Origin of the sequence: Actinoplanes sp. G11-F43 (genome assembly GCF_050589265.1) — a bacterium.
Taxonomy (GTDB): Bacteria; Actinomycetota; Actinomycetes; order Mycobacteriales; family Micromonosporaceae; genus Actinoplanes.
The window spans coordinates 36,803-52,167 of record NZ_JBNZCE010000014.1 but is presented as its reverse complement, the minus strand read 5'-3'; the positions used below and the strand labels follow the sequence as shown (position 1 = coordinate 52,167).

Here is a 15,365-nt window from a genome sequence, read left to right as displayed (position 1 = left end):
ACGTTTCAAAACCCGTTGACCCGCTGCTCCCACCCGCGGAGAACGGTCTACAGTGTTGATTATGTCGATCACGAGGGGCCGGGCCGTCACGATCAGTGACGTCGCGCGGGCGGCGGGCGTGTCGCGGGCCGCGGTGTCGAAGGTGATCCGCAACGCCTACGGGGTCAGCCCCGGCATGCGCGAGCGCGTCGAGGCCGCGATCGGGGACCTCGGCTACCGGCCGAGCATCGCGGCCCGAGCGCTCCGCGGCTCCAGCTACCGGCTCGTCCTGGAGATCCCCTACGTCAGCGTGTTCATGACACAGATCGTCGAAGGAGCCCGGAGAGCCATCGCCGGTACGCCGTACCAGCTCGTCCTCGCCCCCGCCGAGGGCATCGAGTACGGCACCATCGACTCACTGGCCGACGGCATCGTCGACGGGATCATCGCGGTCGCGCCGCTGGTCGACCCGGCCTGGCTGGAGGAGCTGGCCGGGCGGGTGCCGGTGGTGATGCTGGGCCGGCACGACCGCACCGAGCGGTACGACACCGTGGTCGGCGACGACCACCACGGCACTCGCCTGCTGATGGAGCATCTGTTCACGCTCGGTCACCGCCGGATCGCGCACGTGACCGAACCGGAGACCGTCACCCGGCCCGGCTCCGGCACCCCGCACGCGAACCGGCTGGAGATCTACCGCGCGTGCATGGCCGAGGCGGGCCTGACCGATCTGGTTCAGGTGGCCCGCCGCCGCGAGACCAGCCGTGACGAGGCCCGGGAGGCCACCGACCGGCTGCTGGCACTGCCCGAGCCGCCGACCGCGATCGTCGCCGGGCACGACGACATCGCCCTGGAGGTGCTGGCCCGGATCACCGGGGCCGGCCGGCACGGGCGGATCGCGGTGACCGGTTACGACAACACCCATGTGGCCGCCCACCCGCTGATCGACCTGACCTCGGTCGACCAGCAGGGGGTGGAGATGGGCGCGCAGGCTGCGACGATGCTGCTGGAACGCATCGCCGGCCGGGCCGAGGCCCGCCACTGGATGGCCACCACCACCCTGCACGCCCGCGGATCGACCACCGGCGTCACCGTGTGACGAGTGGTTCCAGGACCTGATGGACGTACGTGTTGGGGTGTTGCCCGGTGAACCGCTCCGACTGCGGGCCGTAGGCGGTGACCGGAACGCTCTGCCCGGTGTGGCCGGTCGTCGTCCAGTCCAGGGTGAACTCGAACGGTGTGCCCTTCACCCGGAACGGCCCGTCCTCACCGGCCGACTCGTCGTCGGCGTCCACGTCCTCGACCGCCAGCCCACCCGTCTCGTGATCACCGGTCACCACGACCAGGGTGCCCGGGTGCTTCGCGGCGTACGCCTCGGCGACCGCGACCGCCTTGTCCAGCTCCCCCATCGCCTGCAGCATCCGCCGGCCGTTGTTGTCGTGCGCGAACTCGTCCACCGCCTCCTCCTCGATCAGCAGGAAGAAGCCGTCGGCGTCGGCGGACAGCAGCTCCAGAGCCTTACCGGCCATCGTGGCCAGGTCGACCACCGGCCGGTAGACGTCACCCTCGCCCTCCGGGTTCTGCTGGAACATCTCCTCGTTCGCGAACAGCCCGAGGACCTTCCCCGGCTGGACGGCTCTCAACCGGGCACGGGTGGACACGTACTGATAGCCGTCCTTCTCCGCCTCGGCGATCAGGTCGCCCTCGGTGCCCCGGCTGCCCTCCTCCGGATCCTCGGCCGGCTTGTCGGGATAGGCGCCCGGCGTGCCGGTCGGCAGCCACCAGTCCTCGCCACCGCCGAGGATCACGTCCGGTTTCGACTTCTCCAGATACTGGCGGGCGATGTCGTCCTGGGCGGCCCGGTCCACCGCGTTGGCGAAGAACGCGGCCGGGCTCGCGTCGGTCACCTGCGCGGTGGTGACCAGGCCGGTCGCCTTGCCGGCCGCCTTGGCCCGCGCGCCGAGGGTGGGCAGGGCCCGGCCGTCCGGGCCGACACTGATCGCGCCGTTGTAGGTGGCCACACCGGTGGCCCAGGCGCTCGCCCCGGCCGCCGAGTCGGTGATCGCCGTGCCGGGATCGTCCGGGCTGGTGGTGAGCTGCCCGGAGACCGGGAACCGGTCCATCGTCAGCCGCCCGCGCAGACCCGAGTGATAGAGGCGCGCCGCCTCGCGATGGGCCGCCGCCATGCCGTCACCATTGATGAAGATCACATTGTGTACGCCGGGACGCGCTCGTTCCGGAGCCGCGCCGCCCACGCCGGCCGGTGGATCGGCCAGGGTCAGACCGGCCGCCGCCACGGTTCCCGCCATCAGCCATCGCAGGGTCGTCGTCCGCATGGATTCCTCCTGGAGCTCGTCCTTGAGCATCACCGCCAGTAAACGCCTCGGGAACGCCGGTGGGAAACGGAACGGGCCGGCGCCACCCGGCACCGGCCCTCCGTCACCGCCCGGTCAGCACCAGGTCAGTGTCGAGTTGTTGCGGGTCACGTTGCTGATCGTGTTGTTGCTGCCGGTGCACGGACTCCAGGTGACGTTGGTGTTGGACACCGTCAGGTTCTGGAACCTGATCCCGGACGACGGCGGGAACTCGGTGCGGGCCGCGATCCGGACCTCACCACCGCCGCTGACCGTGCCGGACACCCCGGCGACGGTCACGTTGTAGCAGTTCTCCACCAGGATCGAGTTGTTGCCGGTGTTGGCGATGTCGACCCGGTCGATGGTGGCGCCACCACTCTCCGAGACGCAGAAGATGCCACGGCCGCCACCGCGTGCCTTCACCGTGCCGACCTTGATGTTCTGCGGGTAGGCGGAACCGACCCGGCCGTTGCGGTTGGCCATCCGGAAGGCGGCGTACCCGGTGCCGGCCCCGGCGTTCTCGGCGTCGACCGTACCGACGGTGGCGTTGATCGTCTGGTTGAGGAGCAGGCCGGACTCGCCGACGTTGCGGGCCGTCACCGTGCCGATGGTGAGGCCGTCCACGCCGTAGGTCTCGACGGCGTGCGAACCGGCGCCGGAGACGTACACGTTGTCGATGCGTACGTTCCGGGTCCATTGACTGGTGTCGCCGCGGTTGTCGATGCGGACGCCCAGGCCGCCGCTCAGGCGCATGTCGATCTGGCCCAGGTGGACGCCGGTGACGTTGCGCATGAAGATGCCGTAGATCGGCGCGCCGGTCACGTTGAGGTAGGGCACCTCGATGTTGCTGACCCCACGGGCGTAGATCGGCGCGTAATCGCCACTGCCCGAGCCGGTCACGTTGATCGTGCCGCACACCGACAGTGAGGTGTAGCTGGCGAGGGAGATCCGGGCGCCGGCGCTGATGCTGCCGTTGCCGCGGACCACGACACGCTGGATCGAGGTGCGGCCGGCGGTGAGGCTGCCGATGCCGGCCTGCACGGCGGCGCGGAAGTCGGTGCCGGTGTAGACGGCACTGCCGGCGGCGTTGCGCGCGGTCCAGGTGCTGCCGCTGACGGTGACCTCGGACTGGAAGGTGCCGGTGCCGCATCCGGAGGTCCCGCCGCCGCCGGTGCCGACCTGGACCATCTGCCACTGCTGGTTGGCGCCGTCGAGGTCGCCGTACTGGGCGACGATCCCGCCGTCGGCGGTGGACCACTCCCAGGTCTCGACGGCTTTGCCGCTGTGCCGGTTGAGCAGCCGGACGTAGCCGCCGGACGAGTCCTTCAGGGTGAAGTGCTGGCGGGTGGTGCCGTTGTCGCTGTTCTGGATCAGCTGGGTGCCGTCGCCGGCGTTCGGCAACTCCAGGAGGAGACCGCTATGCCGGCTCTTGATCTTGTAGTAACCACTGCCCGCGTCGACGAACTGCCACTGCTGCCAGTTGCCGTCGTTGCGGGTGAACTGGGCGATGCCGGCGCCCGCATCGGTGGCCAGGTTGTAGACGTCCATGGCCTTGCCACTGTTGCGGTTGACCAGCACGTACCACGCGGAGGTGTTGACCGTCGCGGCGTTGGCCTGCCGCACACCGATGGCCACGCCGGCGCTCGCCAGGGTGGTGACGAGCAGGCCGATGAGAGCGCCGCGCCAGCGGCGTCTCCGGGGGGACGGGGATGTCATGGTGGGGATCCTTCGCTCGGGCTCAGATTGGGGATGTGAGCGCTCACAGGGAACCCAAAGGATATGCCCACATCGATGGATGTGGGCATATCCCAGTAATTTCTCAGGAAGAAACGCAGGTCAGAGAACCCGGAGTGGCCGCCGGACCGCTGCCGGTGAAACCGAACGAGGTGCTCGCCCCAGCCGCCAGCGCCCCGTTGTGGGCGGCGTTGCGCACGGTCACCGCGGGCGTCCCCAGCACACCGTTCCACAGCGAGACGACCGCGGTCCCGGACGGATAGGTCCAGTTCACCGTCCAGCCGGAACCGGCGGTGGTGCCGGTGTTGGCCACCGCGACCTCCATCTGGAAACCACCGCTCCACGAACCGACCGTCTTGAACGTGGCGGTACACCCCTGGCTGCCGCCTCCCCCGCCGCTGCCGGTGGTCACGGTCCGCCCAGCCGAGGCGGTGGAGACGTTCCCGGCCGCGTCGCGGGCCCGGACACTGAAGGTGTACGCGGTATTCGCGGTCAACCCGGTGGCCGTGTAACCGGTGGCCGAGACCGTGCCGACCACTGTCCCGTTGCGCAGCACCTCGTACCCGGTCACGCCCACGTTGTCGGTGGCGGCCGTCCAGCTCAGGGCCACGCTGTTCGCGGTGATCGTCCCGGCCGTGGGCTGCCCGGGAGCGGTCGGCGCGGTGGTGTCGCCGGGCTCGCCGCCGTCACCGTAGCGCTGTCCGAGACTGATCCCGGTGGTGCTGCCGTCACCGCCGAGCGGAACCTGATGGTCGAGGCCGACGAACTTGCCCTGGTACTGCCACAGGGCCGGCTTGAGCAGTGCGTACTTCTGCTCGTCCCAGGTCGTCCAATCGTCCAGCAGCAGCCCGCCGGTGTCCCCGGAGTTCGGGTTGAGCACCCAGAACGTCTGGTGCAGCTGATTCTCGGCGATCAGGTCCCGCAAGGCGGTCATCCACTTGTCCTGCCGCGCGTCCTGGCCCAGGCGCCCGCCCCACTCGCCGATCAGCAGCGGCGCGGTGCCGTTCTCGTGCAGGTAGAACCAGTTCGGCCGCCAGACGTCGTCGGTCAGCGTGGTCTTGTCGAACGGCTTGTCGAACCACGGCTGGTTGAACACCAGCGGCCCGTAGTCATGCGGAGAGTAGACGAGTTGATCCTGATGGGCGCCGAGGTTGATCGGATGGTCCTGGACGCCCCGCAGGTTGCCGCCCCACCAGTTGTAGTAGTAGTTCGGTGACCGGTCGGGATCAGTGTTCGGGGAGTTCCAGGTCTCGCCCTCCCGCGGGTACACCTCGTTGCCCTCGACCAGGATCAGCACCTCCGGGTGGATCGCCAGGATGCGCTTGGCGGCGGTCTCGGCGGTGTGCTTCCAGTTGTCGACGTCGGTGCTGCCGTCCCACTTGGCCCGGACGGGGTCGTTGGGCGTACCGTGCGGCTCGTTCTTCAGATCGAAGGCCACGATGGTGTCGTCGTTCCGCCAGCGGGCCGCCGCCCACTCCCAGGCCTGGTAGAAGTGCTCCGGAGTGATCGAACCCTTCCACCACACCGGGTGCACGTGACCGGAGTTGTCCGCCTCGGCCGAGTGCACGTCCAACAGCACCTTGATGCCGAAACGCTCACACAGCTCCAGCCAGTACTCGAAGATCTGGAGGCTGTTCAACCCGGTCAACTCCGGATTGGCGTACGTGTTGACGTTCGGCGCGACGAATGTACCGGCCTTCCACTCGAGCAGCAGCTGAGTGGAGATCGGCACGCGGACCAGGTTGATCCCGCGCTGGGCCATCTGCCGGGTGATCTGGGTGATGTTGGCCGACCACAGGCCGTGGAAGACCCGCTCGGTGGCGTTGAAACCGAACCAGTTGGTTCCGGTCAGCCAGACCGGGCTGCCGGCCGCGTCGACGATCCGGTTGCCGGAGACGTGCAGCCAGTCGCTGGCGGGCGGGGCGGCGGCCGCCGCGGTGGGCACAGCGGATCCGCCGGTCAGAGCGAGGGCCACACCGAGGACAGCCGCGGCGACCCTTCTGCTACGGGATGGTTGAACAGTCACTACAGACTCCTGGGGATGGGTCGAGGGCAGCGTGGGAGCGCTCCCATTAATCGACAGTATTTAATCCCGGAGTAACACTGACAAGAGTCTCCCCACCCCGCGTGGTGAGTTCGGGTTCGGATCGCGCCCGAACTCACCACATCCAGGGGTGGTGGTCCCACTCGGACATGTCGTCGATCTCGGCCACCTCGATGCCGTGGAAGACGACCATCGGGCCGAGTTCGGTGGGGCCCGGCGCCTCGGTGAAACGCACCTCCCAGTAGCGGCCGGGCACCTCCCAGTCGCGGCCGGGCCGGAACCTTGGAGGATTTACCACCGTTTCGAGCCTTGCTCTCGACCGCCGGCCCACTCACGGTCAATTCCCCGCACGAGTGTCCGCTTCCCGCCCCACCCCGGGCCGATGTTGGAGGATTTACCACCGGAAAAGGTGGCAAATCCTCCAAGATCTCAGCGGGACGGGCCGTCCGCGCGAGGGAATGACCGCGAGTGATCAGGCGGCCAAGAACAAGACTCAAGACGGTGGCGAATCATCCAATTTTCCGGCATGCGGCAACCTCAACTCGTTAGATTTTGGGGTTGCCCGCTCTCGGGATTGACCGCATGGGGTCCGGTGGCCGAGGAGAAGGCTCTTTCCGGTGGTAAACCCGCCAAGATCGCTGATCAGGGGGTGCCCGAGCGAGGCGATTGACTTGAGCGCAATCCGGATCCCATGCAGAACTCCATCTGGATTCGACAGAACGTTCCGTCTATCGGTTCACGCTCGCGGCAAGACCGATTCACTCTCATGACTGGGCCGGTCCATGCTCATGGCCGACCGGTCCAGGATCAAGGACAGCCCGGTGAACGGGCGCCCGGCGAGCGAGCGGTGAACGGGCGGGCGGTGAACGGGCGGGCGGTGAACGGGCGGGCGGTGAACGGGCGAGCGGTGAACGGGCGAGCGGTGAACGGGCAGGCGGTGAACGGGCGAGCGGTGAACGGGCAGGCGGTGAACGGGCAAGCGGTGAACAGGCGGGCGGTGAGCAGGCGGGCGAGCAATCGGCAGGCGAACGGTGAGTGAGCGGGCGGTAGTTAAGGAGGCGAACCGGAGCGGGGTCTGCGGTGGCCTGTCGGCGGGTGCGATTCGGCTGTTGGCCGGGCGCGTGGGCGGGTGGGCGCCTGGCATAACAGAACGACCAGGAACGCCGGGTGGATTGCCGGGAGACCCGAAGGCGAGGGCGGGAAGAACGGATCGGTGGACGGAAGCGGGATGGGCGGTTCGGGGCTGCTTCTCATCAGTTAAGAATGGCCGCACGGCTGCGGAAACACAGTGGGGCCAGCCGCCCGAAATAGGTGGGGGCAACCGCCCGGAAGGAGGTTCGGGTAACCGAACCCCAGCCTCGGTTCGCGGACGGACAAGTCGCGGCGCGGCAAGGCAGGGCGGGCAATGCAGGGCGGGCAATGCAGGGCGGGCAATGCAGGGCAGAGAAGGCAAGGCAGGGAGGGCAGGGAAGGCAGGGCAGGACACCGGACGCGAGGCGCGGCAATCCGGGAGACCGTATGCGGGACGCGGAGCGCGGTAAGGCGGGACCGGATGCGGGACGCCGAGGTGTGGCAAAGGCAGGTCCGGATGCGGGACTCCAAGGTGTGGCAAAGGCAGGTCCGGATGCGGGACGCGAGGCGTGGCAAGGCGGGCGACCGGAAGCGGAATGCGAGGCGTGGCAAGGCGGGCGCCGGACGCGGAACGGCAGGGGACCAGAGACGCGGAGCGCGGCAAGGCGGGACGTGGGGCGGGGACCGGGTGTGGTGGGTTAGCGGCGGCGGGTCAGGCGGGTGGCTATCGCGCCGACCGTCATCAGGGTGAGGCCGGCGAGGATGAGTATCAGGGCGCGTTTCTCGCCGGAGGGTACGGCTGGGTTGGTGGAGCCGAAAGCACCCACGAGGACGATCACCAGGTAGCAGAGGCCGGCGGTGCAGGTCAGTACGCCCAGGGTGACGAGGGTTCGGGCCGGCCACCGGGTTCGGGCGGCGTGGCTGGGGACGGTGAAGTCGATGATGTTCCGGGTTTCGGCGCCGGGGTCGGGGCGGGTCGGGAGGGCATCAGCGGCGGCGATCGGGACCGGCGGAACACGGCCGGGGCGGTTCATGACGTGATCGGTGGATTCTGAGAACGGGGTTTCGGGACCAGGTGTCAGGAAGGCGGTTCCGGGTGGGCCCGCGGGCCGGGATCGGCCACGGAGATCGTGGGTGCGGTCGTGGAGGTCGCGGGTCGCTTCGAGATCGGGGCGACGGCGGGCCGTGATCGAATCCGGGCCAGAACCGGAGCCAGGCCCTGGTCCGGGAACAAGAGCAGATCCGGGTCCGGGAACAAAAGCAGGTCCGGGGCCAGGAGCGGTACCGGCGTGCGTGGGTGGCCGGCCGGGTAGGGCGCGTCGCGACGGCCTGGCCGGCGATTCCCGCGGATCGAACGGGGGTGGCGGATCGGCGGCGGCAGGTGAAGCGCGAGGCGGGGGCGGGGCGGGAGGTGCAGGCCGTACCGGCGGAAGGGGTGTCCGGTTTTGGATCTTGTGTTGGTCTATCTCATGTTGCAGGTGGGTCATGTCCCTGGTGAAGGCCGGGTCATAGTAGGCGGCCCGCTCCAGGGCGGCTCTCAGGCGATCCCGGGCCGCCTGGTCGAACGGGTCCACCTGGAGGACCCGCAACGCCTCCGCCCCCACCTGCTGCCGGATGCGACTGATCAGCTCGGCGAGCAGCGGGGCGAGATCGCCCGACGGTGGCGTGGTCAGTGCGGTGGCCGTCCAGGCGACGGCCAGGGCCGGGTCGAACACCGGACCACCTCCGGAAACACTGCTGATCGACGGCCTCGGACGGAAACCACAGTGTCGGCCGGTCAGGGCCGGACACCGGTCGGGCCGATGACAGCGGAACTGTCGTAAGGCGGACCTCAGCAACGGTGATGACCTTGAGTAGACTGCCGGGTTCCGGCAGGCGGTGTGGATGGGGGGCGCGAGACAGATGAGCATGCCGCTACGGCCGGGCGATCCGGCCGGACTCGGGGCGTACGAGCTGGTCGGGCGGCTCGGCGAGGGCGGCATGGGCACCGTCTATCTGGGGCGCGGGCCGGACGGGCGGCTGGTCGCGATCAAGATGGTGCGGTCGGAGTTCGCGCACGAGCCGGAGTTCCGGGGGCGGTTCCGCAGTGAGGTGAACCGGGCTAAGCAGGTGCCGCCGTTCTCGACCGCCGAGGTGCTGGACGCCGATCCGGATCATGAGCCGCCGTACCTGGTGGTGGAGTATGTGGACGGGCCGAGTCTGGCCGCCGAGGTGCGGGAGAAGGGTCCGCTGTCGGACGCCGCGCTGCACGGGGTGGCGGTGGGCATCGCGACGGCGCTGGGCGCGATCCACGGCGCGGGGGTGATCCACCGGGATCTGAAGCCGGGGAACGTGCTGTTCGCCCGCGGTGGCATCAAGGTGATCGACTTCGGGATCGCGCGCGCGTTCGAGGCGACCAGCCAGCACACCCGTACCGATCAGATGGTGGGGACGGTCGCCTACATGGCGCCGGAGCGTTTCGATCCGGTGGGCGGCCGGCCGGTGACGGCAGCGGCTGACATCTTCGCGTGGGGTGCGGTGGTGGCGTACGCGGCTACCGGGAAGACCCCGTTCGCGGCCGAGTCGGCGCCGGCCACCGCGATGCGCATCCTCACCCAGGAGCCGGATCTGTCGGGGCTGCCGGGGGCGCTGGCCGGCGCGGTCGGGTGGGCGCTGGCGAAGGACCCGGCCGACCGCCCGACCGCCCGTGAGCTGCTGGATCTGCTGCTGGCCGGGGACGCTCCGGGACCGATGATCGCCGCCTCGCAGCGCACGGGCGCAACCCAGAGGAGCGGAAGACCCCGCCGCGGCCGTACGGTCGTGGTCGCCGCCACAGCGATCGCCGTCCTGGCCGCCGCCGGGGTCGGTACGGCGGTCCGCTACCTGCCGCACGACGACGGTCAGGCGACCGGCCCGGTCCCGTCGGGGAGTTCGGCCCGGCCCACGGTCCAGCAGTCGTTGTCTGCCGAGCAGAAGACCCAGGCGATCTTCCGGGGTGCCCGCAGGACGCTGATCCATCTCGCCGAGATCGACCGGGACATGGCGATGGAGTCGGACTACGAGGAGCTGACCGTGGGTGACGGCACCGGGGCCAAGTCGGAGTTCGCGCTGATCCCGGCCGGTGTCGAGTTCATGATCCAGTATCTGAGCGATCCGGATTCGCCTCGCTCCTGCCTCGGCGTGAAGCTGAGCCTGACCGCGGCCTCCACCATCGTGCCCGCCGAGTGTTATCCCGCCGAGGGCACCCTGTTCCGGACGGCGCCGACCGGCGAGAAGGACGACCAGGGGCGGCCCACCTACTGGATCTCCAGCGAGACGCACGGGGTCCTGGAGTGGAGCGCCGAGCGCAAGGAGTTCTTCATCGAGGTGCTTGGTGACTTCGAGCCGGCCACCACCTTCAGTTTCGTGGACCGGGGGCCGCTACCCTCACCGTCGCCGGGCGGCTGAGCGATCAGAACTCGTCGACGCGCGGGGCCTGGTCCAGGCAGGTCCGGTCGATCGCCAGTTTGATCAGCTCGCGGGCGGTGGCGTGATCGGTGCCCAGCTCACGGGTGGTGTCGACGATCGCGTCACCGGTCTTGCCGGCGGTCAGGCCGGCGCAGGCGGTGTCGGCGATGGCCTGGATCTGGTCGTCGGTGCGGCCGGCCGCGATGTCCGGCAGCTGGGCGCGCACCACGCCGACGAAGGTGTCCGGGCCGGCGGTCTCCGGGGCCGCCGCCGCTCTCTCGGTGGTGCACCCCGTGGTGGAGGCGAGCACCGTCATCACCGCAGCCGTCACAGGCCACCGTCGCAGCATCGAAGACATCCCCGTCGGTCAAAGTTGCCCCGAGGGTAGACGACCGGCGCTCGTGGCCGCCCGGCATGATCACCCGAATGAGTGCGGTACTGAGCGGTTTCACCACCATCTGGCTGATCGCGGCGCTGGGGTACCTGCTGGCGCGCGGCCGGGTGCTGGGCGAGGAGGCACCCCGGGTGCTGGCCCGGCTGGTGTTCTCGGTGGCCACGCCGGCGCTGTTGTTCGCCACTCTGAGCCGGACCAGCCTGGACCGGATCGTCTCCGGGTCACTGGTCGCGTTCGTGGTGTCGACGGTGCTGGTGGCGCTGCTGTACGTGCTGGTGGCGAAGCTGGTGTGGCGGCGGGACAGGGCGCGGGCGACGATCGGGGCGCTGGGCGCGTCGTACGTCAACGCCGGCAATCTGGGTCTGGCGATCGCGGCGTACGTGCTCGGCGACGTCTCTCTCGTGGTGCCGGTGCTGCTGTTCCAGGTGCTGTTGTACGCGCCGGTCGCGCTGACCGTTCTGGATCTGGCGAGCGGGCGGGAGCGGCTGTCGGTGAAACGGCTGCTGTCGCTGCCGGCGCGCAACCCGCTGATGATCGCGTCGGCGGCCGGCATCGCGGTGGCGGCCTCCGGCTGGACTCCCCCGGCCCTGCTGCTGGAGCCGTTCGACCTGGTCGGGGCGGCCGCGGTGCCCGCCGCACTGCTGGCGTTCGGGATGTCGCTGCCGGGTGCGCGGCCGTTGCGGGCGGGGCCGGAGTCACCCGACAGGTATCTCGCGGTAGCACTCAAGATCATCGTGCAGCCTCTGCTGGCGTACGTCATCGGGATGTTCGTCCTTGATCTGAACCAGGCCCAGATCTTCGCCGCGGTGATCACGTCGGCGCTGCCCACGGCCCAGAACGTGTTCGTGTTCGCGCTGCGGTACCGGCAGTCGGAGACTCTGGCCCGGGACGTGGTCGTGCTGTCCACCCTCGCCTCGGCGCTCGCCATGATCGTGGCTGCGGTCTTTCTCACTTGAGCGAGCGTGTTCGGCGCGTAAATTGGAACTATTCCAGAAAAGCACGCTATGGTCTGCGGCATGACGGCCGACTTCGAGTCACGACTGCGGGCTGTCTCGCTGCGCGTGACCCGTCCCCGGCTGGCGGTGCTCACCGCACTCAGCGAGCATCCGCACGTCGACACCGACACGGTGCTCGCCCTGGTGCGAGCGGATCTCCCCACCGTGTCCCATCAGGCGATCTACGATGTGCTGCGTGCGCTGACCGACACCGGTCTGGTGCGGCGCATCCAGCCCGCCGGCGCGACCGCACGATACGAGATGCGGGTGGGCGACAACCACCACCATGTCGTGTGCCGTTCGTGCGGCGCCATCGCCGACGTCGACTGCGCCACCGGAGAAGCCCCCTGTCTGACCGCCTCCCACGATCACGGGTTCGTGGTCGACGAGGCGGAGGTCGTCTACTGGGGCTTCTGCCCCGCCTGCGTCAGCATCACCCCCTGAAACGAACCGGCACAGTTCGGAAGGAAACGAATGAGCGACAACCAGGACCCGAAGCAGAGCGGCTGCCCGGTCGCGCACGACTCGGTGACCGCACACGGCAGCGAGAGCGAGAACCCGGCGATCGACTCGCCGACCCCGGCGGTCGCGCGCCCGCGCACCAACAAGGACTGGTGGCCCAACCAGCTCGACCTGGCGCCGCTGCACCGGCGTTCGGCCAAGGGCAACCCGCTCGGCGCCGACTTCGACTACGCGACCGAGTTCGCCAAGCTCGACGTCGAGGCGCTCAAGGCCGACATCGTCACCGTGCTGACCACCTCGCAGGACTGGTGGCCGGCCGACTTCGGTCACTACGGCGGCCTGATGATCCGCCTCAGCTGGCACGCGGCGGGCACCTACCGGATCCACGACGGCCGCGGTGGCGCCGGTGACGGCAACCAGCGGTTCGCCCCGCTGAACAGCTGGCCGGACAACGCCAACCTGGACAAGGCCCGCCGTCTGCTCTGGCCGGTCAAGGCCAAGTACGGCCAGAAGATCTCCTGGGCCGACCTGCTGGTGCTGGCCGGCAACGTGTCGCTGGAGTCGATGGGCTTCCAGACCTTCGGCTTCGCGTTCGGCCGTGCCGACGTGTGGGAGCCGGAGGAGATCTCCTGGGGTGTCGAGGACACCTGGCTGGGTGACGCGCGGTACCTGAGCGACACCTCGATGACCGACGAGGTCGGCGCGGCCGAGATGGGCCTGATCTACGTCAACCCCGAGGGCCCGCGCGGCAGCGCCGACCCGCTGCAGGCCGCCTGGTTCATCCGGGAGACCTTCGGCCGGATGGCGATGAACGACGAGGAGACCGTCGCCCTGATCGCCGGCGGGCACACCTTCGGCAAGGCGCACGGCGCGGCCCCGGCGGACGGCCACGTCGGCCCGGAGCCGGAGGGCGCCCCGATCGAGGCCCAGGGTCTCGGCTGGCTGAGCACCCACGCCTCCGGCAAGGGCGGCGACACCATCACCTCCGGCCTCGAGGTCACCTGGACCGACAAGCCGACCGAGTGGAGCAACCGGTTCTTCGAGATCCTCTTCGGGTACGAGTGGGAGCTCACCACCAGCCCGGCCGGCGCGAAGCAGTGGGTGGCCAAGAACGCCGAGGCGATCGTCCCGGACGCCCACGACCCGGCGAAGAAGCACCTGCCCACGATGCTGACCACCGACCTGTCGCTGCGGGTGGACCCGGCGTACGAGAAGATCTCCCGCCGGTTCCTGGAGAGCCCGGACGAGTTCGCCCTCGCGTTCGCCAAGGCGTGGTACAAGCTGCTGCACCGTGACATGGGCCCGGTCGACCGCTTCCTCGGCCCGTGGGTGCCGGAGGCGCAGCTCTGGCAGGACCCGGTCCCGGCCGTCGAGGGTCAGCTGATCGGCGACGCCGAGATCGCCGCGCTCAAGGCCAAGGTCCTGGAGTCCGGCCTGAGCACCGCCGACCTGGTGTCGGCGGCGTGGGCGTCGGCCGCGACGTTCCGCACCACCGACAAGCGCGGTGGCGCCAACGGTGCCCGGATCCGCCTGGAGCCGCAGCGCTCGTGGGAGGTCAACCAGCCGGTCATCGCGACGATCGACGCCCTGGAGAGCATCCAGCGCGAGTTCAACGCCGCCGGTGGCGCGCAGGTCTCGCTCGCCGACCTGATCGTGCTGGCCGGTTCGGCGGCCGTCGAGAAGGCCGCCGCCGAGGCCGGTGTCACGGTGACCGTCCCGTTCCACCCGGGCCGCACCGACGCCACCCAGGAGCAGACCGACGTCGACTCGTTCCGGGTGCTGGAGCCGCGGGCCGACGGGTTCCGCAACTACCTGCGGCCGGGCGAGAAGAACCAGCCGGAGGTGCTGCTCGTCGACCGGGCGTACATGCTGAACCTGACCGCGCCGCAGATGACCGCGCTGGTCGGCGGCCTGCGGGTGCTCGGCAACAACGTCAGCGGCGACCACGGTGTGCTCACCGGCAGGCCGGGTGCGCTCACCACCGACTTCTTCGCCAACCTGCTCTCGCCCGGGACCACCTGGAAGGCCGGCACGGACGAGCACGTGTACGAGATCCGCGACGCCGCCACCGACGAGCTGAAGTGGACGGCCACCGCGGTCGACCTGATCTTCGGCTCGAACTCGCAGCTGCGGGCCCTCGCCGAGGTCTACGCCAGCTCGGACGCGACCGAGAAGTTCGTCAACGACTTCGTCGCCGCGTGGGTGAAGGTCATGGAGAACGACCGGTTCGACCTGGTCTGACGGTTTCTTTGACCGGCCCCGGGGTCTCCCCCGGGGCCGGTTCGGCTCTCTTACGGAACAACGATCACGTAGCCGATCGTCGACTTCACGTCGGGGCCGTTCGGGCGGTCGACCTTCCACCACCCGAGCGTGTCCGGGTACTCCTGCTGCGCGATGGCCCGGCCCTCCGCGGTGAGCAGTCGGCCGTAGTAGTTCTGGGCGTACCGGGCGCGGATCGCGTGCGGGCCCGGCTCGGACGGGACGGTGATGTCGAACTCGACACCCACCCACTGCGCCGGGCCCGGGTTGTCCTCGGCGACCGCGCCGTTCACCCGCTTGGCGCCGCCCCCGCTGCGCTGCTTGCCGTTCCACACCGAGGCCTGCGCCCGGTCCTGGCCGGCCAGGCCGACGATCACCTGGTTGACGGCGTTGCCGCAGAAGCCGCAGTCGTGCAGGACCTCCATGGCGACGCGGTACGTCCCACCCTTCTGCACCTTGATCACGTCGCTCCGGCCGTCGATCACCACGTTGCGGATCTTGAACCGGGACGTCTCCTCGAAGTCGATGGCGCCCCGGCTCGGGGCGGCCACGGCAGCGGTCGGCGTCAACGCCAGGGCTAGGGCGATGGCGATGGACTTCATGTGTTCACCTTCTCTGGATCGGGCTCCGGTCCAGTCTGGTGGCCC

General features: G+C 69.6%; 13 protein-coding genes. 5 read left to right on the top strand and 8 right to left on the bottom strand.

Features of this window, described 5'->3' with window-relative positions; translation table 11 throughout:
- Window positions 1-61: 61 nt before the first annotated feature.
- On the top strand, window positions 62-1,078 hold the full coding sequence (locus tag ACQ0O7_RS15520; protein WP_430782758.1) for a LacI family DNA-binding transcriptional regulator: 1,017 nt from the start codon (window positions 62-64) through the stop codon (window positions 1,076-1,078).
- On the opposite strand, the gene ACQ0O7_RS15515 is transcribed toward ACQ0O7_RS15520, so the two are convergent.
- From ACQ0O7_RS15515 to ACQ0O7_RS15490, 6 genes are all read right to left on the bottom strand, one after another.
- Entirely contained in the window at window positions 1,068-2,315 is a 1,248-nt protein-coding gene (locus tag ACQ0O7_RS15515; protein ID WP_430782757.1) for an alkaline phosphatase, read from the bottom strand. The genes ACQ0O7_RS15520 and ACQ0O7_RS15515 overlap by 11 nt on opposite strands.
- Window positions 2,316-2,429: 114 nt before the next feature.
- The gene (locus ACQ0O7_RS15510; protein WP_430782756.1) at window positions 2,430-4,049 is read right to left on the bottom strand and encodes an RICIN domain-containing protein; all 1,620 of its coding nucleotides are present in this window, start codon (window positions 4,047-4,049) and stop codon (window positions 2,430-2,432) included.
- A 103-nt stretch (window positions 4,050-4,152) separates the two neighbouring features.
- Window positions 4,153-6,093: a cellulase family glycosylhydrolase gene (locus ACQ0O7_RS15505; RefSeq protein ID WP_430782755.1), complete on the bottom strand. Its 1,941-nt coding sequence runs from the start codon at window positions 6,091-6,093 to the stop codon at window positions 4,153-4,155.
- A gap of 133 nt (window positions 6,094-6,226) precedes the next feature.
- On the bottom strand, window positions 6,227-6,409 hold the full coding sequence (locus tag ACQ0O7_RS15500) for a hypothetical protein (protein ID WP_430782754.1): 183 nt from the start codon (window positions 6,407-6,409) through the stop codon (window positions 6,227-6,229).
- Between the two features lie 509 nt (window positions 6,410-6,918).
- Window positions 6,919-7,128 (bottom strand): hypothetical protein, encoded by a 210-nt coding sequence (locus tag ACQ0O7_RS15495; RefSeq protein WP_430782753.1) that lies wholly within the window; start codon window positions 7,126-7,128, stop codon window positions 6,919-6,921.
- A 752-nt stretch (window positions 7,129-7,880) separates the two neighbouring features.
- Complete coding sequence (locus ACQ0O7_RS15490) at window positions 7,881-8,216, bottom strand: hypothetical protein (protein ID WP_430782752.1); 336 nt, start codon at window positions 8,214-8,216, stop codon at window positions 7,881-7,883.
- A gap of 874 nt (window positions 8,217-9,090) precedes the next feature.
- Here ACQ0O7_RS15490 and ACQ0O7_RS15485 point away from each other — a divergent pair.
- Window positions 9,091-10,608, top strand: a complete 1,518-nt coding sequence (locus tag ACQ0O7_RS15485) for a serine/threonine-protein kinase (protein ID WP_430782751.1) — start codon at window positions 9,091-9,093, stop codon at window positions 10,606-10,608.
- A 4-nt stretch (window positions 10,609-10,612) separates the two neighbouring features.
- Here ACQ0O7_RS15485 and ACQ0O7_RS15480 read toward each other — a convergent pair whose 3' ends face one another.
- Window positions 10,613-10,957 (bottom strand): hypothetical protein, encoded by a 345-nt coding sequence (locus tag ACQ0O7_RS15480; RefSeq protein WP_430782750.1) that lies wholly within the window; start codon window positions 10,955-10,957, stop codon window positions 10,613-10,615.
- A 77-nt stretch (window positions 10,958-11,034) separates the two neighbouring features.
- Here ACQ0O7_RS15480 and ACQ0O7_RS15475 point away from each other — a divergent pair, with 77 nt between their 5' ends.
- From ACQ0O7_RS15475 to katG, 3 genes are read left to right on the top strand one after another with little or no spacing between them, the layout of a single operon-like run.
- A complete protein-coding gene (locus ACQ0O7_RS15475; protein ID WP_430782749.1) occupies window positions 11,035-11,958 on the top strand; it encodes an AEC family transporter in 924 nt (307 codons plus the stop codon).
- 60 nt (window positions 11,959-12,018) lie between these two features.
- Complete coding sequence (locus ACQ0O7_RS15470) at window positions 12,019-12,441, top strand: Fur family transcriptional regulator (protein WP_430782748.1); 423 nt, start codon at window positions 12,019-12,021, stop codon at window positions 12,439-12,441.
- Window positions 12,442-12,471: 30 nt separating this feature from the next.
- Window positions 12,472-14,700, top strand: a complete 2,229-nt coding sequence (gene katG, locus ACQ0O7_RS15465) for a catalase/peroxidase HPI (protein ID WP_430782747.1) — start codon at window positions 12,472-12,474, stop codon at window positions 14,698-14,700.
- 50 nt (window positions 14,701-14,750) lie between these two features.
- Here katG and ACQ0O7_RS15460 read toward each other — a convergent pair whose 3' ends face one another.
- Entirely contained in the window at window positions 14,751-15,320 is a 570-nt protein-coding gene (locus ACQ0O7_RS15460) for a hypothetical protein (protein ID WP_430782746.1), read from the bottom strand.
- Window positions 15,321-15,365: the final 45 nt, after the last annotated feature.

What these genes read in the sequence shown, in the direction of transcription:
- katG (WP_430782747.1), top strand. Translation starts at nt 12,472, where the DNA reads ATGAGCGACAACCAGGACCCGAAGCAGAGCGGCTGCCCGGTCGCGCAC.
- ACQ0O7_RS15480 (WP_430782750.1), bottom strand. Translation starts at nt 10,957, where the DNA reads ATGCTGCGACGGTGGCCTGTGACGGCTGCGGTGATGACGGTGCTCGCC.
- ACQ0O7_RS15520 (WP_430782758.1), top strand. Translation starts at nt 62, where the DNA reads ATGTCGATCACGAGGGGCCGGGCCGTCACGATCAGTGACGTCGCGCGG.
- ACQ0O7_RS15510 (WP_430782756.1), bottom strand. Translation starts at nt 4,049, where the DNA reads ATGACATCCCCGTCCCCCCGGAGACGCCGCTGGCGCGGCGCTCTCATC.
- ACQ0O7_RS15490 (WP_430782752.1), bottom strand. Translation starts at nt 8,216, where the DNA reads ATGAACCGCCCCGGCCGTGTTCCGCCGGTCCCGATCGCCGCCGCTGAT.
- ACQ0O7_RS15475 (WP_430782749.1), top strand. Translation starts at nt 11,035, where the DNA reads ATGAGTGCGGTACTGAGCGGTTTCACCACCATCTGGCTGATCGCGGCG.
- ACQ0O7_RS15515 (WP_430782757.1), bottom strand. Translation starts at nt 2,315, where the DNA reads ATGCGGACGACGACCCTGCGATGGCTGATGGCGGGAACCGTGGCGGCG.
- ACQ0O7_RS15485 (WP_430782751.1), top strand. Translation starts at nt 9,091, where the DNA reads ATGCCGCTACGGCCGGGCGATCCGGCCGGACTCGGGGCGTACGAGCTG.
- ACQ0O7_RS15460 (WP_430782746.1), bottom strand. Translation starts at nt 15,320, where the DNA reads ATGAAGTCCATCGCCATCGCCCTAGCCCTGGCGTTGACGCCGACCGCT.
- ACQ0O7_RS15470 (WP_430782748.1), top strand. Translation starts at nt 12,019, where the DNA reads ATGACGGCCGACTTCGAGTCACGACTGCGGGCTGTCTCGCTGCGCGTG.